General features: G+C 65.3%; 16 protein-coding genes. 12 read left to right on the top strand and 4 right to left on the bottom strand.

Annotated features, from left to right (window positions below):
- The first annotated feature begins 193 nt into the window (after positions 1-193).
- Positions 194-355, top strand: coding sequence for a DUF2934 domain-containing protein (locus tag ACM42_RS29425; RefSeq protein ID WP_080659892.1), 162 nt, complete (start codon positions 194-196; stop codon positions 353-355).
- 375 nt (positions 356-730) lie between these two features.
- On the opposite strand, the gene ACM42_RS29420 is transcribed toward ACM42_RS29425, so the two are convergent.
- Positions 731-2,521, bottom strand: coding sequence for a peptide ABC transporter substrate-binding protein (locus ACM42_RS29420; RefSeq protein WP_271531117.1), 1,791 nt, complete (start codon positions 2,519-2,521; stop codon positions 731-733).
- Between the two features lie 455 nt (positions 2,522-2,976).
- Between ACM42_RS29420 and ACM42_RS29415 the strand changes: the two genes are divergently transcribed.
- From ACM42_RS29415 to ACM42_RS29375, 9 genes are all read left to right on the top strand, one after another.
- Positions 2,977-3,759 (top strand): MetQ/NlpA family ABC transporter substrate-binding protein, encoded by a 783-nt coding sequence (locus tag ACM42_RS29415; protein ID WP_271531116.1) that lies wholly within the window; start codon positions 2,977-2,979, stop codon positions 3,757-3,759.
- Between the two features lie 128 nt (positions 3,760-3,887).
- A complete protein-coding gene (locus ACM42_RS29410) occupies positions 3,888-4,922 on the top strand; it encodes a putative FMN-dependent luciferase-like monooxygenase (protein ID WP_271531115.1) in 1,035 nt (344 codons plus the stop codon).
- Positions 4,923-4,959: 37 nt separating this feature from the next.
- On the top strand, positions 4,960-5,574 hold the full coding sequence (locus ACM42_RS29405) for a CMD domain protein (protein WP_271531114.1): 615 nt from the start codon (positions 4,960-4,962) through the stop codon (positions 5,572-5,574).
- Positions 5,571-6,146, top strand: coding sequence for an alkylhydroperoxidase domain protein (locus tag ACM42_RS29400; protein ID WP_271531113.1), 576 nt, complete (start codon positions 5,571-5,573; stop codon positions 6,144-6,146). The genes ACM42_RS29405 and ACM42_RS29400 overlap by 4 nt, the downstream gene beginning before the upstream one ends.
- 58 nt (positions 6,147-6,204) lie before the next feature.
- Positions 6,205-7,362 carry an ABC transporter substrate-binding protein gene (locus ACM42_RS29395; protein ID WP_271531112.1) on the top strand — a complete coding sequence of 386 codons (1,158 nt, stop codon included), beginning with the start codon at positions 6,205-6,207 and terminating at the stop codon, positions 7,360-7,362.
- A gap of 56 nt (positions 7,363-7,418) precedes the next feature.
- Positions 7,419-9,242 (top strand): ABC transporter permease, encoded by a 1,824-nt coding sequence (locus ACM42_RS29390; RefSeq protein ID WP_271531111.1) that lies wholly within the window; start codon positions 7,419-7,421, stop codon positions 9,240-9,242.
- Entirely contained in the window at positions 9,242-10,090 is an 849-nt protein-coding gene (locus ACM42_RS29385) for an ABC transporter ATP-binding protein (protein ID WP_271531110.1), read from the top strand. The genes ACM42_RS29390 and ACM42_RS29385 overlap by 1 nt, the downstream gene beginning before the upstream one ends.
- Positions 10,087-10,827 (top strand): ABC transporter ATP-binding protein, encoded by a 741-nt coding sequence (locus ACM42_RS29380; RefSeq protein WP_271531109.1) that lies wholly within the window; start codon positions 10,087-10,089, stop codon positions 10,825-10,827. The genes ACM42_RS29385 and ACM42_RS29380 overlap by 4 nt, the downstream gene beginning before the upstream one ends.
- A gap of 156 nt (positions 10,828-10,983) precedes the next feature.
- Positions 10,984-12,075, top strand: coding sequence for a HoxN/HupN/NixA family nickel/cobalt transporter (locus tag ACM42_RS29375; protein WP_271531108.1), 1,092 nt, complete (start codon positions 10,984-10,986; stop codon positions 12,073-12,075).
- Between the two features lie 10 nt (positions 12,076-12,085).
- Here the strand turns inward: ACM42_RS29375 and ACM42_RS29370 are convergent, their stop codons facing one another.
- Together ACM42_RS29370 and ACM42_RS29365 are read right to left on the bottom strand one after the other, a co-directional pair.
- The gene (locus ACM42_RS29370; protein ID WP_271531107.1) at positions 12,086-13,600 is read right to left on the bottom strand and encodes an ATP-binding protein; all 1,515 of its coding nucleotides are present in this window, start codon (positions 13,598-13,600) and stop codon (positions 12,086-12,088) included.
- Between the two features lie 105 nt (positions 13,601-13,705).
- Positions 13,706-14,524 (bottom strand): YkgJ family cysteine cluster protein, encoded by an 819-nt coding sequence (locus tag ACM42_RS29365; RefSeq protein ID WP_271531106.1) that lies wholly within the window; start codon positions 14,522-14,524, stop codon positions 13,706-13,708.
- Positions 14,525-14,992: 468 nt separating this feature from the next.
- Between ACM42_RS29365 and ACM42_RS29360 the strand changes: the two genes are divergently transcribed.
- A complete protein-coding gene (locus ACM42_RS29360) occupies positions 14,993-15,577 on the top strand; it encodes a LysE family translocator (RefSeq protein WP_271531105.1) in 585 nt (194 codons plus the stop codon).
- 26 nt (positions 15,578-15,603) lie between these two features.
- On the opposite strand, the gene ACM42_RS29355 is transcribed toward ACM42_RS29360, so the two are convergent.
- Positions 15,604-16,668, bottom strand: coding sequence for a ketopantoate reductase family protein (locus ACM42_RS29355; RefSeq protein WP_271531104.1), 1,065 nt, complete (start codon positions 16,666-16,668; stop codon positions 15,604-15,606).
- Between the two features lie 534 nt (positions 16,669-17,202).
- Here ACM42_RS29355 and ACM42_RS29350 point away from each other — a divergent pair.
- Complete coding sequence (locus tag ACM42_RS29350; protein ID WP_271531103.1) at positions 17,203-18,282, top strand: alpha/beta hydrolase family protein; 1,080 nt, start codon at positions 17,203-17,205, stop codon at positions 18,280-18,282.
- The last annotated feature ends 52 nt before the right edge of the window (positions 18,283-18,334 follow it).

Here is an 18,334-nt window from a genome sequence, read left to right as displayed (position 1 = left end):
GGTGACTTTCGCGGGGTGAGGGAGGCCAGAAGGACATCGGCTCCCGGGAGGCGGACGCGCAGGAACTCTTGCACATGGTCGAAGCTTGACTCCTCGGGCCAGCGTCGCCGCCGATGGCTGGCCTGCACGGCCCCGCCTCCAAGCCCCCGTACCCCCAAAGGGTGGGGCCGTGCTTCCAAAGCAGGAGGTGCAATTGTCCGAGCCGACCGAGCAAGAGATCAGAGAACGCGCGCATCGCCTGTGGGAGCAAGCCGGCAGGCCCGAAGGCCGCGAGGAAGAGTTTTGGCACGCCGCCGAGCAGGAGCTGCGCAACGAGGACAAGTCGAACACGTTGCGGACGCCGGATACGCTTTGACCGACAAGACCTGCCCATTCTGCCAGAGACTTGGATGGGTCTGCGCACTAATCTAAGAGGTCGGTCGCCCGTATCCCTCGCAAGACAGAAAAAGCCGCCGGGTTCCTCGCCCAGGCGGCTTCGAAAGTCCGTAGCTGTCGATCGTCTCCGCAGCTCGTGCGTACCGCCGTTACCTTGTTTGCGGCCATGCCTGGTCTTTGTAGGGGAAGGCGCGTGCTTCTGCTGTGATCTGGAGCACACAATGGAAGGGATTCGGTCCATGTCGCCTTCCGGATCCCGGCGCTGCACCGCGATAAGCGCATTCACGCGCGTCCTCGATGCGCTTACTGCGCTGGAGCTTGTCCGGGACCCGAGAGATTTCGGCGAACTCCCCCCTCAGCTCCGATACCACGCCGCCAGGTTCCACGTGATGGTGTCCCACCCGGAGATGTCGGTCATGAGGCTGTTGACGCTCGCGTTGACGATGTGGCGCGAGAGCAGCGGCAGGAACACATTGGCCCCGCAGAAGATCTCGTCGACCTTCATCAGCAGCGCGGCGCGCTTGACCGGGTCGAGCTCCTTCTGCGCGGCCTTGTAGGCCTTGTCGGCTTCGGGATCGGAATAGCGCGAGTTGTTGCGGCCGAGCCACTTGTTGTCCTTGGTGGCGATCTCCCAGGAGACGCACTGGTTCAGCAAGCGCTCCGGATCGGGCTGCGGCTGCGTCGTGTTGTACATCTCCATGTCGGCATAGAATTTCGAGTAGGTGTCGGGGTTGCCGACGTCGGAGGAGAAGAACACCGATGCGGTGACCGCCTTGATCTCGATCTCGATGCCGGCTTTCTGGCAGGCCTGCTTGATGATGGCCTGGGTCTTCTGGCGCGGGGCGTTGGTCGAGGTCTGGAAGACGTATTTGAGCTTCTTGCCGTCCTTCTCGCGGATGCCGTCCGCGCCCCTGGTCCAGCCGGCCTCGTCGAGGATCTTGTTGGCCTTGTCGATGTCGAACTCGTATTTCAGCCTGGGGGACTTGAACTGCCTGGGCGCGTTGACGAAGCTCGCGGTTGCGACGGCGCCGCGCCCGTAGATGAATTTCTGAATCGAATCGCGGTCGATCAAGAGATTGATCGCCCGACGAACGGCGGGATCGGACAACGTCGGGTGCTTGGTCTTGACGCTCGAACGCTCACCGTCGACCTCGGTCCAGGGGTCCGTCGTGTTGAGGATGATGAATTCGACATTGCCGGAAGGCGTGATGTCGAGCTTGCCTTTGCCGCCCGCCTCCATGCGCTTGAGGACCTCCTCCTCCACCTGCATGTTCCAGGCAAAGTCGTATTCGCCGGTCTGCAGCACCGCGCGCGCCGCAGACACCGCGTCGCCGCCACCCTTGACCTCGAGCGTATCGAAATGCGGCTGGTTCTTGACGTGATAGTCGGGATTGCGCTCGGCGCGGATCATGTCGCCCGGCTTGAACTCGACGAATTTGTACGGACCGGTGCCGACCGGCTTGAGATTGCCCGGAGCCTCGCGCGACTTGGCACCGACATAGTCGCCGAAATGATGCTTTGGCAGGATCTGGCCGACCGAGCCGCCGACGAACGGGTCGGCCCAGAACGGCGTCGGCGCCTTGAAGAGCACCTTGACGGCGTAGTCGTCGATCTTCTCGACCTTGATGTCCTTGTAGGAGCCCGTGGTGTAAGCCGCGGTCGCGAGGTCCGCGGCGTACTGCCAGGTGAAGACGACGTCGTCGGCGGTGAAGGGCTTGCCGTCGTGCCAGTTAACGCCCCGCTTCAGCTTCCAGATCACGCTCATGCCGTCCGCGGCAAGGCCGCCGTTCGCTTTGGTCGGCACCTCGGCGGCCAGGCAGGGAATGAGATTGCCGTCCTTGTCCCAGCCGGCGAGCGGCTCGAAGAAGATGCGCGTGGCGATCTGGTCCTTGGTGCCGATCGCGAAATGCGGATTGAGCAGGGTGGGCGCCTGCCAGAGCAGGATCTTGAGCGTGCCGCCGCCGCCGGCCTTGGTCGGCTTGTAGGCAAGCGTGGCGTCTGCCATCGCCACGTCGTGCCACACCAGGATCTGGCTCGCGACCGGCGCTACGATCCCGATCGCGGCGACCTTCTGGATGAACGAGCGTCGCGACAGCCTGCCTTGCTTCACATCGGCGATCAAACCGCGGATCTCATTCTCGTTCATCGGACGACCTCCACCTGCACAATCCGTTTCCGGCAACCCATCATGTTTCATGATGGCCGGGGCGGCAATGCCGGCAAGGCGGGGATGCGACGAAATGACGATGTGGAGAGCGCCCCCGGTCGAGGCACAGACCCGGATCGCCTGCCTGAGAGACCCAGGCGGCGATCCGGTGCGATCTAGGTGAACTTGGGGAAGTTCTAAGGCCGCACCGAAACGCTAACCCGGCAGGCGCAGATCCATCAAGTTTCGGAGTGTTGCGCTGGCGAAAGAATCATTGCCGCGGCCGGGAAATCGCCACAGATCAAAGACGCCCGGCGTGGTTTCTTTTCCGTTTGATGTCGAATGGAGAACGTGCGTCCGCGCGGGCCTGCCAATATGGTTTTCCATTTCATTGATTTCGCGCGGCGGGGAAGCGAATACGGTTCCATATTTGTCGCAGACCTACGGAGACCAAAATGTCGTTTCGCCTGCCTCTGATCCTCTCGGCCGTGCTCGCCGCATGGTCCTCCGCAGCCGGGGCCGAGACCATCAAGATCGGCGTGACGCCGGGTCCGCATGCGCAGATCCTCGAGGCCGTGAAGCCGATCGCCGCCAGGCAGGGGCTCGACATCCAGCTCCTCGAGTTCTCCGATTACGTGGTGCCGAACGCCGCGCTCGACGCCGGCGACATCCAGGCCAATTCGTTCCAGAATCAGCCCTACCTGGACAACCAGAAGGCCGATCGCGGCTACAAGATCGAGGCCGTCGGGCTGACCGTGAATTTCCCGATCGGCGTCTACTCGAAGAAGCACAAAGCCCTCGCCGACATCCCCGAGGGCGGCAAGGTCTCGATCCCGAACGATCCGACCAATGGCGGCCGCGTGCTGCTGCTGCTGCGCGACAAGGGCGTGATCAAGCTGAAGGACGGTGTCGGCTTCAAGCCGACGGTGCTCGACATCACCGAGAATCCCAGGAAGCTGAAGTTCATCGAGGTGGACGCGGCGCAGGCGCCGCGCGCGCTCGACGACGTCGACGCCGCCGCGATCAACACCAACTATGCAACCCAGGCCGGCCTCGATCCGGTCAAGGACCCGATCCTGCGCGAGGATCCGAAGGGCCCCTACGTCAACCTGATCGCCGTCCGCACCGCCGACAAGGACAAGCCCTGGGTCAAGATCCTCGTGGACAGCTACCACACGCCCGAGGTCAAGGAGTTCGTCCTGACCAGGTTCAAGGGCGCCGTACTGCCGAGCTGGTAGGCAATCTGCCTGCGTAAAGTCCATGTAAGGGCGATCCGGCGGGCAGCCTTGTGCAATGCCCCGCTTGTCTGGAGCTGCGGCAACCGACATCATCGGGGGCGTGGCAATCCTCGCCCGACAGGGGTCGTATGAAACGCTTCGCAAACCTGAAACGCCTGGGCTTCTTCACGCGGTTGCTCGACGAGGCACCGCCGGCGGACCGCTATCGCTTCGCGGCCGAGCAGATCGTGCACGCCGAGAAGGCCGGGCTCGATTCCGCGTGGATCGCGCAGCATCATTTTCACGAGCGTGAGGGCGGTCTGCCATCGCCCTTCACGTTCCTCGGCTACGTCGCCGCGCAGACCTCGCGCATCCGCCTCGGCACCGGCATTGTCACGCTGCCGCTGGAGAATGCGGTCAGGGTTGCGGAGAACGCCGCGGTGCTCGATCTGCTCTGCAACGGCCGCTTCGAGCTCGGCGTCGGCACCGGCGGCAATCCCTCGGCCTTTGCCGCTTTCGGCCTCGACAGCACCCAGCGCAACGAGATCTTTGCGCGCAATCTCGAAATCGTTCGCACGGCCTTGGTCGGCAAGCCGCTCGACGGCGGCGACACGCTCTATCCGCTGCGTCCACAATTGGACAAGCGCATCTGGCAGGCGACCTTCTCGGTCGCGGGCGGTGCTCGGGCCGGCAAGGCCGGCGACGGCCTTTTGCTGTCGCGCACCCAGCCGCGGGCCAAGGATGCGCCGAAGGCCACGCTGGCCGAGATCCAGAACCCGATCATCGACGCCTATCTCGCAGCGCTGCCGTCGGGATGCGAGCCGCGCATCATGGCTTCGCGCAGCGTCTTCGTCGCCGACGACCATCGTGAGGCGATGCGCCTCGCAGACATCGGACTGCGGCGCGCGCTGCCGCAATTCATGAAGGGCGGTCACCTTCCCCCGGGCGAGACGCTGGAGGAGATGATCACCGCGTTCGACACCCATGTCGGCGCCGCCGACGAGGTGATCGCCTCGCTCCGCACCGATGCCACGCTCGAGCGGGTGACCGATCTCGTCTTCCAGGTGCATTCGGTCGATGCGCCGCATCCTTATGTGCTGCGATCGATCGAGCTCGTCGCCGACAAGGTCGCGCCGGCGCTGGGCTGGACCCGGACGGCACCCGAAGTGGCGCTGGCGGGCTAGCCGGAATGAACATGTTCGCGCTGCACGAGGCTGACTGATGGGTACGCAAGATATCATCGACACGCTCGCCGGGATCGAGCCGGGATCGGCTCTCGACGCCATCCGCACGCGTCGTCTTCAGGCGCGCGAGAACGCGCAAAAGAGCTATCTCGCCCTGTTTGAGCCGATCGACCCGAGCGAGTTTTCGCTTTCCGAGCGCGCGGCGGTCGCGGCCTTCGTGACCGGGCTCCATGGCGAGTCCGCGGTCGCCGCCTTCTATCGCGAGAAGCTCGCCGCGAACGCGGATGGAGCACCCTTGCTCGAAGCGATCAAGGCCGAGACTGAGCGCGGCAGGACGTCCGGGCCGTACGGCGCCTATCCGGCCGGTCCGTTGTCGATCGAGAACAAGGCCGGGCTGATCTATCGCGTGAGCGCGGAGCGCAAACCTGTCCTCGGCACCCGGCTGGTCGCGGCGCTAGAGCACGCGCATCTCCTGGTGTTCCACCCGCGCGATGCCGCGTCCGCCGACATGAAGGCGTTGCTGGCCGCCGGCTGGTCGACCACCGGCATCGTCACGCTCTCTCAGCTCGTTGCGTTCCTGTCGTTCCAGGTGCGCGTCGTCAGCGGTTTGCGCACGCTCGCAGCAGCAAGCGCGCAGGAGGTCGCATCATGAACACCGTCAACCCGCCCGTCGTCTTCACCCAGGACGAGCTCGGCTGGGTCTCGTGGATCGATCCGCTGCCCGAGGCCGAGCTGACCGAACGGCACTTCGCCGGTCTGGTCGACCGCGCCCGCGCCAAGTCGGAATATTTCCGTCTCCTGGTGCGCGATCCCGAGGTGCTGGAAGCCCGCACCAGGACCGACAAGGACATCTTCTACAATGTGGCCGACGGCCTGCCGCGCGCCGAGCGTGAGCTCGCGGCGGCTGCGACCTCGCGCTACAACGGCTGCATCTACTGCGCCTCCGTGCATGTGCGGTTCGCCAGCACCTACTCCAAACGCCGCGACGACGTGCAGCGCCTACTCGACGAAGGCGTCGAAGCCGATCTCGGCGAACGCTGGAATGCCGTGGTCAAGGCGTCCGTGGCATTGGCCGCGACGCCGATCGCGTTCGGTCCCGACAATATCGAGGAGCTGCGCCGTGCGGGCCTCGACGATGCCGAGATCGTCGACGTCATCAATGGCGCCTCGTTCTTCAACTGGGCGAACCGGCTGATGCTGTCGCTTGGCGAGCCCTCGAAATAGGCAATCTCACCGGCACAAGAATTGCTGCTGTTTCAACATTGAATGGATGGAGCCGTGCATGAGCAACATCGATCGCCGTACCCTGGTCAGGGGCTCACTCGCCGCCATGATGGCGGGAGCGGCCTTTTCGCGCGCCGCCCTTGCGCAATCCGCCGAACCGGTCCTGCTCGGCGTCAGCGGCCCCTTGACCGGGCCCAATGCGCAATATGGTGCCCAGTGGAAGCAGGGCTTCGATCTCGCGCTTGATGAGATTCACGCCGCCGGCGGCATCAACGGACGCAAGCTCGCCTACCAGTTCGAGGACAGCCAGAGCGATCCGCGCCAGTCGGTGGCGATCGCCCAGAAATTCGTCTCCGATCCCCGCATCATCATGGAGCTTGGCGATTTTTCGAGTCCCGCCTCGATGGCGGCCTCGCCGATCTATCAGCGCGGCGGCCTCGTGCAATTCGGCTTCACCAACTCCCACCCTGATTTCACCAAGGGCGGCGACTTCATGTGGAGCACCTCCGTCAGCCAGGCCGACGAGCAGCCGCTGCTGGCGTCCTATGCCGTCAAGCGTCTTGGCCTCAAGAAGCTCGCGGTGCTGCACCTCAACACCGATTGGGGCCGCACCAGCCGCGACCATTTCGTCAAGGCAGCGAAGGAGTACGGCGCCGAGATCGCGGTGACCGAAGGCTACATCGCGGAGGAGCGCGACTTCCGCTCGACGCTGGTGCGCGTGCGCGACGCCAGTCCGGACGGGCTGATCCTGATCTCCTATTATTCCGACGGTGCGCTGATCGCCCGCCAGGCCCGCCAGGTCGGTCTGAAGCAGACGATCTGCGCGGCAAGCTCGGTGTACTCGCCGAAATTTCTGGAGCTCGGCGGCGAAGCGGTCGAGGACGTCCATCTCGGCACGCGCTATTTTCCGGAAGATCCGCGGCCAGAGGTGAAGAAGTTCATCGCGGGCTTCAAGGCCAAGTACAACGGACAGGAGCCCGACGCCTTCAACGCTTATTCCTATGACGCGATGAACATGGCCGCTGCAGTGGTGAAGATCGGCGGCACCAACCGCCGCGCCATCCGCGACGCCTTCGCCAAGGTGAAGGACGTCTCCAGCGTCATCTACGGCCAGGCGACGTTCGACGTCGAGAGCCGCCGCGTCAAGGGTGCCATGAACGCCGAGCTCGTCGTGCGCAAGGGCCAGTTCACGCTGTGGGACGGCAAGCCGACCTGACCTGATGGCCGGAGTGGGCGCTCCGGCCGCACTTCTCTTTTCGCGGGGATCATCGCTTGTCTTCCTGGCTCGACTACACGATCAACGGGCTGATCGTCGGCAATGTCTACGCTCTCGTTGCGGTCGGGCTCGCGCTGATCTTCGGCGTCAGCCGGCTGATCAACTTCGCGCAAGGATCGATCTACCTGGTCGGCGCCTATATCGGCTGGGTCGCGGTGGTGCGGCTGCATACGCCGCTGCCGCTGACTATCATCGTGGTGGCGGCGGCCGCCGCGATGGTCGGCCTGATCATCGAGCGGTTCGGCCTGCGTCCGCTCCAGAACTCGGTGCGCATCGCGCCGCTGCTGGCGACCATCGGCATCAGCTTCGTGCTCGACCAACTGGTGATGCTGACCTTCTCGCCCAATCCGCGCGCGCTGCCGAGCCAACTGCCTGACGTTCGCTTTCAGCTCGGTGGCGGCACCATCGGGCCGCTCGATCTCCTGATCGCCGGCGTCGGCATCACCAGCGCGCTCTTGCTGTTCGTATTCCTGCGCTACAGCAAGCTCGGCTGGGCCGTGCGTGCCACCGCGCAGGATCGCGACGCCGCCATGCAGATGGGCGTCGACGTCAACCGCGTCAATCAGGCGGTGTTCGGCATCGCGGCCGCGCTCGGCGGCGTCTCCGGCCTGCTGGTCGGCATGTACTACAACCAGATCGACACCGCGATGAGCCTGCAGGCGACGCTCAAAGGCGTCGTCGCGGAAGTGGTCGGCGGCGCCGGCAACGTGCCCGGCGCGGTGATCGGCAGCCTGCTGCTCGGACTGGTGGAGAGCTACGGCGTCGCCGTGTTCGGCACCAGCTATCGCAATCTGTTCGCGTTCCTGCTGCTGGTCGTCGTGCTCGTGCTGCGCCCGAACGGCCTGTTCGCCAGCGCGCGGCAGGCCCCGCCCGAGCCGCTCACCGGCACCTTCATCGCGCCAAGCCGTCCGGTCCGCATTCCGCGCTGGGTCCTGTTGGGCGCGGCTGCTGCCTTCGCGGTCCTGCCGTTCTTCCCGGTGTCCTTCTACGTGCTCCAGACCCTGATCAACGCCTGGCTGCTCGGCATGCTCGCGCTCAGCCTGACGCTGGTCGCGGGCACGATGGGCCAGGTCTCGCTCGGTCACGCCGCGCTGCTCGCGATCGGCGCCTACACCTCCGCGCTGCTGTCACTGACGCTGGCCGTTCCGGTCGGCCTTGCCGTCATCGGCGGCGGCCTGATGAGTGCTGCCCTCGGCACGCTGTTGATCTCCCCATCGTTCCGCCTGCGCGGGCATTACGTGTCGATCGCGACACTCGCGATCGGCGAAATCGTCTCGCTGGTGATCCTGAATTGGGAGAGCGTCACCCGCGGTCCGATCGGCATCTCAGGCATCCCGCCGCTGTCGCTGTTCGGCCATGACCTGATCAACCCGTCCTCGGTCTACTGGTTCAGCTTCGTGGTGATGCTCGTGCTGGCGCTGCTGCAAGGACGGCTGCTCGGTTCGCATCTCGGTCGCAGCTTCCGCGCCATCCGCGACGATGACATCGCCGCACGTGCCTATGGCCTCAGCCTGAACCGCTACAAGTCGCTCGCCTTCATCTTCGGCGGTTTCGCCGCCGGCGTCAGCGGTGGCATCGCCGCGCATCTTTACTCCTATATCAACCACGAGACCTTCAACACGCAGCAATCCATCCTGGCGCTGACGGTCGTGATCCTGGGCGGCCTCGGCAACGTCGTCGGCGCGATCGTCGGATCGGTCGCGTTGGTCGGCTTGCCCGAACTCTTCCGCATCGCGGCCGAGTACCGCATCCTGATCTATGGCATCGTGCTGCTGCTGCTGGTGCGGTTCAGGCCGCAAGGCCTGTTGGGGACAGTCTGATGGCGGATCAGCATGCGCCCATGTTGTCCCTGCGCGGCCTGACGCGCCGCTTCGGCGGCCTCACCGCGGTCGATGCGATCGATCTCGACCTCGCCAAGGGCGAGCTCATCAGCATCATCGGCCCGAACGGCGCCGGCAAGACGACGCTGTTCAATCTCGTGACCGGGCTCGACCGGCCCGATGGCGGCGCCGTACGCTTCGAAGGCCGAGACATCACGGGTCTCTCGCCGGAACGGCTCGCGGCCGAAGGCATCGCCCGCACCTTCCAGCTCGGGCGCGTGTTCGGCAATCTCAGCGTCATGGACAACGTCCTGATCGGGGCGCACACGCGTCTGCGTGCCGTGAAGCCGGCGGTGCCGGTGATCGGCCCGCTGCTGGAGTTGGGCCTTGCGCTGCTGCGGCCCGCCAGCGTCAAGGCGGAAGAAGAACGATTGCGCGAGGAGGTGAAAGCTATTCTCGCTCGCTTCGGCGAGCGGCTGCTGCCGCGGATCGACCAGCCCGCCTATAGTCTGTCCTACGCCAATCGCCGCCGTGTCGAGATCGCGCGTGCGCTCGCCTTGAGGCCGCGCCTCTTGCTGCTCGACGAGCCCACCGCCGGCATGAACCCGACCGAGACCGCGGAGATGCAGGGCCTCGTCGCCGAGCTGAAGGCGGAAGGGCTGACCATCCTCCTGATCGAGCACAAGCTGGAGATGGTGATGCGCCTGTCCGACCGCGTCATCGTCATGGATGAGGGCAAGACGATCGCGGAAGGGCCGGGCGAAGAGGTGCGTGGTGATCCCAAGGTGATCGAGGCCTATCTCGGCCACGGGCTATCAGGCACGACGGAGCAGGAGAGTGCGGCATGACGAATCCTTCGCCCGAACCGCTGCTGGCCCTCTTCAACGTCAACACCTTCTATGGCCAGGCGCAGGTGCATTTCGACCTGTCGATCACGGTTGCGCGCGGCCACATCGTCTGCCTGCTCGGCGGCAATGCCAGCGGCAAGTCGACGACGATGAAGATCATTCTCGGTCTGGTCAAGCCGCGCTCTGGCGAGGTGACGTTCGACGGCGCCTCGCTGATCGGCCTCTCCACGCCGCAGATCGTCCGCCGCGGCATCGCCTCAGTGCCGGAGGCGCGCCGGCTGTTCGCGGACATGAGCGTGCGCGAGAACATCCTGATGGGCGCCTTCGTGCGCAACGACCGTGAGGCGGTGGCGCAGGATCTCGACAGGATGCTGACGCTGTTCCCGAAGCTCGGCGAGCGGCTGTCGCAGCGCGCCGGCTCCTTGTCCGGCGGCGAGCAGCAGATGGTGGCGATGGCGCGCGCTCTGATGAGCCGGCCGCGCATGATCGTGATGGACGAGCCGACCATGGGCCTGTCGCCGCTCTACGTCGACCGCGTGCTGGAACTGATCCGCAGCATCAACCAGGTGGGCGTCTCGGTGTTCATGGTCGAGCAGAACGCCAGCCTCGCGCTCGAGATCGCACATGAAGCCTATGTGCTGCAGACCGGCAGGATCGTGCTGTCAGGTCCGGCGCGGGCGCTGAAGGATGATCCGCGGGTGCGCGATGCCTATCTCGGCGGCTCCGAGGCGGCGTAGCAATTCAGGTGCGATGACGCGCCCGCACCGTCATGGCCTGTCCCGGCCATCGCCGTCTGGAACCGCGGCACGACGAACCTTCTCTGGGACTAGCCAGTGTGACTAATCTATGAAAAAATCATACCGTTGGCGCGACAGGGTGTGCAGCGGGACGGAATGAACTTCGTGATGAAATTGTCTGAGCGGGCGGCCGAGCCCGGAACGGTGGTGCTGCTCGGCGGGCTCGTCGCCGCCAACGTCGCCGCATGGGCCTGGGCCTTCTCGCTGTTCGGCGACCGGCCGACGGTGATGGCGACCGCGCTGCTGGCCTGGGTCTTCGGCCTCCGCCACGCCGTCGATGCCGATCACATCGCCGCCATCGACAACGTCGTGCGCAAGCTGATGCAGGCGGGCGGTACGCCGCGCAGCGCCGGTCTCTATTTTGCGCTCGGCCATTCCACCGTGGTCGTGGTCGCGACCATGTTGCTGGCGCTGGGCGTCGTGAGTCTTGGCGGTGACAGCCTGCTCAGGGAGATCGGCGGTCTGATCGGCACGTCGGTGTCGGCGCTGTTCCTGCTGGTGATCGCGGCCATCAATCTCGCCATCTTCGCCGGCCTGTGGCGGACGTTTCGCATGGCGCGAGAGCAGGGCGTTCACGATGCCGCAGGCCTCGATGCGCTCCTCGCCCGTCGCGGCGTCCTGGCGCGGCTGCTTGGGCCGCTGTTCCGTCTGGTGACGAAGCCGTGGCACATGTATCCGCTCGGGTTCCTGTTCGGCCTCGGCTTCGACACCGCGACCGAGATCGGCCTGCTCAGCATCTCCGCCAGCGAAGCCGCGCGCGGCGCCTCGCTCGCCGATGTCCTGGTCTTCCCGGCGCTGTTCGCCGCCGGTATGGCACTGGTCGACACCGCCGATTCGGCGCTGATGGTCAGCGCCTATCGCTGGGCCTTCGTCGATCCCCTGCGCAAGCTCTGGTACAATCTCACGATCACCGGCGCCTCCGTCGCGGTCGCGCTGTTCATCGGCGGCATCGAAGCGCTCGGCCTGATCGGCGATCGGCTCGGCCTCTCCGGCGGCATGTGGACGCTGGTCGACGGTCTGAACGAGTCGCTGGCGAATGTCGGCTTCGCCGTGATCGCGCTGTTCGCGATCGCATGGCTCGCCTCGATCGTGCTCTATCGCCGCATGTTCTCGGTTGACGGGCGAGGTTCGGCGGACGCGGCAGAAGGCTTCGATGCGACCGAGGCCGTCGTGATGAGACGTCCCTGATTCCGCCGACTCAGAGCGAAGCCGCGCTCTGGACCTGTTCCACCGGCAAGTCGTCGGCGTTGGGATCGCCCGGCGCCGTCGCCCAGGCGAGCTCCACCAGCGTCACGATCCGGCGTCCGCCGCCGTCGAGCTGGCAGACGATCAGGCCCTGCTCCTCCATGTAGCCGAGCAGCCGCTGCGCGCGGCGCAGCGAATGCGAGCCGTAGGCGCGGGCGATCGCAGCATCGCCGGGACACGGCCAGCCTTCCTTGGCCGCGCGCGCGATCATCATGAACACGCCCTGCATGTCGTCGGGCAGGATCGAGGCGCGCAGCGCGACGTCCTGCCAGGCGTCGTCTTCAGTGAGATCAGTCCCCAGCCCGGCGCGCGCATGCGTCAGCATGCGGCGGAATTCGTTGAGGTCTGGCACCGCCGCGCCGAGGCCCTCGATGCGGCAGCGGACCACGAACTCCTGATAGAGCACACCGATGGCCCGGAAGCCGGCATCGGGCTCCGCCAGCACGGCGCGCAAGGTGCGGGCGACGCGTTCGCGCCGCTCGGCGAGTTCTTCCGCGCTCACCGGCACCTCGGCCGCCTCGGGCCGGATCTCCGGCGCGGCGGCCGCCTTCGCTGCGCGAAGCTGCTCCAGCAGATCCGGCGCAGGCCGGCGCTGCGGCCGACTGGCATCGGGCGGTGGTGCCGCCAGGATCACGGCGCGCGCATCCTCCAGGGTCGCCTCCGGCAACGGCATCAGCCGCGGCGTCGAATTGCGCGGGCTTGTATCGGTCGGGCCGATGTTCAGGCGCAGCGGACGGCGCGACAGCGCAGGTCCCAGCGCCATGAACTGTCCGCGCTCGAGGTCGCGAAAGGCTTCGGCCTGCCGCCGCTCCATGCCGAGCAGATCGGCGGCGCGCGCCATGTCGATGTCGAGGAAGGTCCGTCCCATCAGGAAGTTGGAGGCTTCCGCCGCGACGTTCTTGGCGAGCTTCGCCAGCCGCTGGGTCGCGATGATGCCGGCGAGCCCGCGCTTGCGGCCGCGGCACATCAGATTGGTCATGGCGCCGAGCGACAGTTTTCGCGCCTCGTCGGAGACCTCGCCGGCAACGGCCGGCGCGAACAGCTGCGCCTCGTCCACCACGACCAGCATCGGATACCAATGGTCGCGGTCGACGTCGAACAGACCGCCGAGGAAGGCCGCGGCACGCCGCATCTGGTTCTCGGCGTCGAGCCCCTCGAGATTGAGCACGGTGGAGACGCGATGCAGCCGGGCGCGCTCCCCGGCGACCTGAAGGCCGCGCTCGGTATGGTCCTCGGCCTCGATCACGAGATGGCCGAAGCGCTCGGCCAGCGTCACGAAGTCGCCTTCGGGATCGATGATGGCCTGCTGCACCCACGGCGCGCTCTGCTCCAGGAGCCGCCGCAACAGGTGCGATTTGCCGGAGCCCGAATTGCCCTGCACCAGGAGGCGGGTCGCCAGCAGTTCCTCGAGGTCCATGGCGGCCGCGGCGCCTGCCGTGGTCTGCCCCATCTCGATCGCAACCGTCATGTCCCCGACTCAAGTCCCCATCATTCGCGGACAGGGGCTTATCAATCCCGTCGCGGCGCGTCGAGCGGCGCGGGGCGAATCATGCCGCGTTGCCCACGACGGGGTTCAGGCGTGCCCCGACAACCGTAGAAGCGCGGGCCGATAGGGTGCTTGCGGATCGTCGTCCTCGGTCTCGGGGATCGCGCAGGAGCCGAATTCCTGCCTGATCCGCTCGATCTCGGCGATTCGCTCGTGCAGCCGCTGCAAATGCTCCGGCGACGTCGCCTTCCAGAATTGGAACGTGTCGGCCGTGAGCGGCAGGAAGGCAGTGCCGAACGGCGTCGGATCGGGAACGGCAGTGCGTCCAAGCAGCAGGAATCGCTCGGTGCCGGAGACGACGAGGGTGGCATAGCCGCGGTTTCCGATCCGCCTGATGCCGTTCAGCGACCATTCGGCGAGCTTGCTGAAATACGGCTCCTCGCGCCAGCGATCCGGGCAGCCGTCGTCGACGGTGACATTGACGGCGTCCTGGCTGAAATGCACGACGAGGCCGGCCGTCTCGGGAAACCAGTCGTCGTCGAGGTGGCCTTGCAGCCAGGCGCATACGAATGAGCGGCACATCTGCGGGCGGCGGTCATAGATCGTGCACCCCGTGCCCGTCTGCCAATGCCGGCACAGCTGGTTCACCGGCTTGTCGACCGCGGCCACTTCGAGGATATCGCAGCAGGCGTTGCACGATCCGCATTGCCGGGCCGGCCGGGTCGTCTTCGGCAGGCCGGTGGCGCGAAAGCCCTGTCCGTCGCGGACCAGCAGCTTCTGCTTCTCCAGCGTATTCAACGCGCGTTCGATCTTGAGGCGGGATAGTCCGGTGGCGTCGATCACGCCCTTCATCGTCGTCGCGCCTGCCTCCACTGCGCGGACGACGCTCAGCATCGCCTGATCCATTCTTGCTGTTCTTGTCTGGCTCTCTCAGCAGCGCATTGCGATCGCGCCGGAACAAACGGACCGGCAAACAGGTCTCAGAAACCTGACTTAAAAACATATCTTTCTCATCTCCCCGTGGGAGGCAAGACACCGGGCCCGTCCTGTGCGCATGCAACGTTTGCGCGAATGAAGGACCTGCACGTGTGCGAGCCGATTTCGCGTGGAAACCGGCTCGCTTTGCCCACGAAGCGCCGGGATAGGGCGACCAGCATGCGGTCGTCTCACGCAGTCGTGATATCAGCGGTCCGCGCGCGGGCGCGGCCAATCGTGTGGCCGATGAGGTGCAAGGATTGTCGTTGAGTTTGCGCCACACCGGGAACAGTGTCGCGCCGAAGCTGGAGTGAGCGGCAATGCAAAGAGGCGATCCCACGCTCGGCCCGGAATGACGCAGATCAAGATCCGCGAGCCCCAGGCCTGTTATTTGGCCGTATGACTTTTCTGACCTTCATCACGGCGGCCTATTTCCTGCTGGCGGTGCCGGGGCCGACCAACACCTTGCTCGCCACATCAGGCGCAGGGGCTGGCATCTCGCGCTCCCTTCATCTGCTCGCGGCGGAGCTGTGCGGCTATTTGCTGGCGATCGCCGTGCTGCGGCTGGCGCTTGGTCCCGTCATCAACGACATCCCGATTGCGGCGATCGTGCTCCGCGTCGCTGTGACCGTCTACATCCTGTGCCTCGCCGTCATGCTCTGGCGCGTCAACACACGCGAGCTGCGCGCTGGAGCTGCGGTGACGTTCGCTCAGGTGCTGCTGACGACCCTGTTGAACCCGAAAGCGCTGGTCTTCGCGTTCCTGCTCCTGCCCCTTGGGGCCGGGCCGCTTGAACTGTTGCCCTGGCTCGGCATAGTCGCGCTTCAGATCGTCACTGCCGGAGCCGTGTGGATCATTCTGGGTGCAACGCTTGGCCGCGGCGCCTGCCACCTCGGGCATCCCGACCTGATCGCGCGCACCGGCGCGGTCACGCTGGTCGCCGTGACCGGCCTGATCTGGCTTCAATCGTTCCTGATCGCCTGAGCGCCGACGTCGCCGGAGACGGCGCGTTATGGCGCGCCCGATCCACCCTGCACGATCTTCTCGTTCAGCTTCTGATCCACGGTGTCGACGGTGCGGTCGATCTCGGCGTTCGGCACGCCGAGCTGATGCGAGATCAGTTTCACCAGGAGGTCGACGCGCTCGATGAAGGGCGCGCCGCTCGCGACCGCGCGCGCGGCCGAGGACGGCTTGAGCAGGCTTTCGGCGGCCTTGGCGTATTTCGCGAACGGCACCTGGTCCTGCGGATCGGCGCCGAGCCGGCGGGCGATCGCGTCGGCATGGTCGTAGATCGTCTGCGAGCGCTTGAGATCGCCGTGCACGGCGTCGCGGATCGACTGCGGCTCGCCGGGCGTGATGCAGCGGTAATTGCCGGCGAGCAGCATCGACCATTTCGCCAGCGGCACGAACAGCGAGTCGAACACCTTCAGCTTCACCGGCACGTCGTGGCCGTCGAGCGTCACGGCGTCGATGTCGGCTTCGAGCTCGCGCAGCAGCTTGTTGTGCTTCTCGTCGGCAAAGACCGATGCCTTGAAGTTGGTCGGCAGGCCGACATGAAGCACGTTGGCGGCTTCCTCCGGCGGACGGAATGCCTGCGGGTCGGGCGAGCACAGCGTCACCAGCCCCGGCTCGAACCGCTCCCACACCTGCGCATTGGTGTAGGCCTCTTCGAGGTCCATGTCGGCGAGTGCCGGAATCCGCTTCAGATAGGGCAGCGGCGGCATGTTCATGATCGACAGGCACGGCAGTTTCGCCGCGGCGATCTTGACCATGAGAACGCGCACCGTGTGGTTGGTGTATTGCGGCTCCTGCATCGCAAGGCCGACCAGATCGTAACGGGAAAGGTCGACATTGGCCGGCGTGACCGCATCGAGCTTGCCGGGCAGGTCGCGCGAGAAGATCGCACGGTGCGCCGCCTCGTCACGCAGCTTGATACGCACCTCGGTACCGTCGCGATTGATCAGCTCCGCCGTCTTGGCGCGGCAGACCAGGGTCACGTTATGCCCCGCCATCAGCAGCTTCGTGCCCAGCAGGGAGCCGTAAGAAGCCCCCAGAATCAATATGTTGCGCGCCATGTTCCGTCCCTTTGGAAAAATTGTGTTTTGAGCCCCGGGCTTCGACATCCGAGGCGAGTTGGCGCCATGTAAAGCGAAGTGCCGCGCGATGGCAACTGGGATAATGCATGCCAGTCAATTTGAATACACGGCTCGGCTCGCATCTTGATGAGTGCGGCGAGCGACGCCGGCAGTCAGCGCCGCAGTGACATGCATCGCCCGAAATTCGGAAATATCGCCTCTGCTGATCCCGCCTCGACGGGAGGCGATCGTGTGTCGTCACGCTTCGGCCGCGGACGCGCGGCGCCGATGAAGCGGCAATCCGCTGCGTCGTTCGCGGTCTCGCGCCCGACGGCGCGTCGCTGCCAGCAATGAAAAACTACAAAACTACAAAGCGGGACCACAAAAACGGCAGAGTGCGCAGGCGCATGACTACCTATGAATGACGGAGCTGAGACGTGAGATCGAGTTGTGCCGACCCGGAGCTTGTCTCGAAACCGGTTCGTTTGGGCAGACTGCTTCATTCAGTGCCGTTGCCGTCGTTCGGAGACAGAGATGGAAGTTGACCATTGGCCTCGCGGCCCGTGCGACGGTGCGGGTCGAAGCCTGGCGCGTCTGCGGAATCGCGCGTCGAATTTCTTCGAGAACATGTCCGTGGCAGAACTTGCGCGCGACGTACACAGGCATCTGTGGGTCTCGGACTGGTTGAGGATTGCAAACGAATATTGGACATTCGCGGAAACTGCGAGCGCGGATGGGCTTCTTGAGATTGCGCGCGAGGCGTACCTTTGTTCGCTGACGGCCTTTGAAGTTTCGAGAAGTCTGGCTTGCCGGGGCGACCTTGCGGGCATCGACCTCGGAAGGAAGATTGATTCCATCACGAGCAGGTTCGAGACAGAATTTGGTGGTGCGATCGAACGCGTCAAGATTGATTGCCACGATCAGGGGACGACCGGCTTCTTTCTCGCGGCGTCCTGTCATGTCCTTCCCGCACCCGCGATCATCTGCATAGGCGACGAGGAAATCTCCTTTCGCTCGATGCTGAGCAGGCTGTTGCCGGCGTCACTCCGCCGCAACGTGTCACTCCTGCTGATCGATGCCTGCAATTCACGTATTCCCCGCACCTTCAAGCCCGAACATCTGCTTCAATGCTGGTTGGATTACCTGGAGGCTCGGCCGGACGTCGATTCGCGGCGGATCGCCATCTACGGCGAAGGGGCGGGCGCCAGTCAAGCATCCCGCCTTGCCCGCTCCGACCGCAGGATAGCTGCCGCCGTGTGCGACGGAGGTCTTTTGACGTCGGTCATGCGTCGAGCATCGGTTCGCTGGATGACCGGCTTTGCGGAGGCCAGCCATGAGGGGACGGCGACGAATTCGTTGCTGCCGTCGCGTCGAATACCTTGCCCGCTTCTCGTGGTCGTTGGAAGTCGCTCGATGGTGCGGGAGCAGGATGCTCTCGAACTGCAAGCCGGCTATCGGCAGGCCGGAGCCGATTGCTCGATCGTCGTACCGAATCGCATCCCGTACCCTCTGGGCGAGGTCGAGAATTTCGTCGCCGTCGACGACTTCATTTTCGAATGGCTCGACAGCAAGCTCGGAACTGCCCGCCGGCTCGATCCCGTAGTCTACCTCTAGCCGCGTCGGGGATCGCCTGCAGGCGGTTCGGCGCGACCACAGCAGCTCCGGG

It is taken from the genome of Bradyrhizobium sp. CCBAU 25338 (genome assembly GCF_028128965.1).
GTDB lineage: Bacteria > Pseudomonadota > Alphaproteobacteria > Rhizobiales > Xanthobacteraceae > Bradyrhizobium > Bradyrhizobium liaoningense.
This window is presented reverse-complemented; position numbering and strand designations above follow the sequence as displayed.

Excerpts from the sequence above, each read along its gene's own strand:
- ACM42_RS29415 (WP_271531116.1), top strand. The coding sequence starts at position 2,977 with ATGTCGTTTCGCCTGCCTCTGATCCTCTCGGCCGTGCTCGCCGCATGG.
- ACM42_RS29400 (WP_271531113.1), top strand. The coding sequence starts at position 5,571 with ATGAACACCGTCAACCCGCCCGTCGTCTTCACCCAGGACGAGCTCGGC.
- ACM42_RS29420 (WP_271531117.1), bottom strand. The coding sequence starts at position 2,521 with ATGAACGAGAATGAGATCCGCGGTTTGATCGCCGATGTGAAGCAAGGC.
- ACM42_RS29360 (WP_271531105.1), top strand. The coding sequence starts at position 14,993 with ATGACTTTTCTGACCTTCATCACGGCGGCCTATTTCCTGCTGGCGGTG.
- ACM42_RS29405 (WP_271531114.1), top strand. The coding sequence starts at position 4,960 with ATGGGTACGCAAGATATCATCGACACGCTCGCCGGGATCGAGCCGGGA.
- ACM42_RS29395 (WP_271531112.1), top strand. The coding sequence starts at position 6,205 with ATGAGCAACATCGATCGCCGTACCCTGGTCAGGGGCTCACTCGCCGCC.
- ACM42_RS29365 (WP_271531106.1), bottom strand. The coding sequence starts at position 14,524 with ATGGATCAGGCGATGCTGAGCGTCGTCCGCGCAGTGGAGGCAGGCGCG.
- ACM42_RS29380 (WP_271531109.1), top strand. The coding sequence starts at position 10,087 with ATGACGAATCCTTCGCCCGAACCGCTGCTGGCCCTCTTCAACGTCAAC.
- ACM42_RS29370 (WP_271531107.1), bottom strand. The coding sequence starts at position 13,600 with ATGACGGTTGCGATCGAGATGGGGCAGACCACGGCAGGCGCCGCGGCC.
- ACM42_RS29355 (WP_271531104.1), bottom strand. The coding sequence starts at position 16,668 with ATGGCGCGCAACATATTGATTCTGGGGGCTTCTTACGGCTCCCTGCTG.
- ACM42_RS29375 (WP_271531108.1), top strand. The coding sequence starts at position 10,984 with ATGAACTTCGTGATGAAATTGTCTGAGCGGGCGGCCGAGCCCGGAACG.
- ACM42_RS29385 (WP_271531110.1), top strand. The coding sequence starts at position 9,242 with ATGGCGGATCAGCATGCGCCCATGTTGTCCCTGCGCGGCCTGACGCGC.
- ACM42_RS29410 (WP_271531115.1), top strand. The coding sequence starts at position 3,888 with ATGAAACGCTTCGCAAACCTGAAACGCCTGGGCTTCTTCACGCGGTTG.
- ACM42_RS29350 (WP_271531103.1), top strand. The coding sequence starts at position 17,203 with ATGGAAGTTGACCATTGGCCTCGCGGCCCGTGCGACGGTGCGGGTCGA.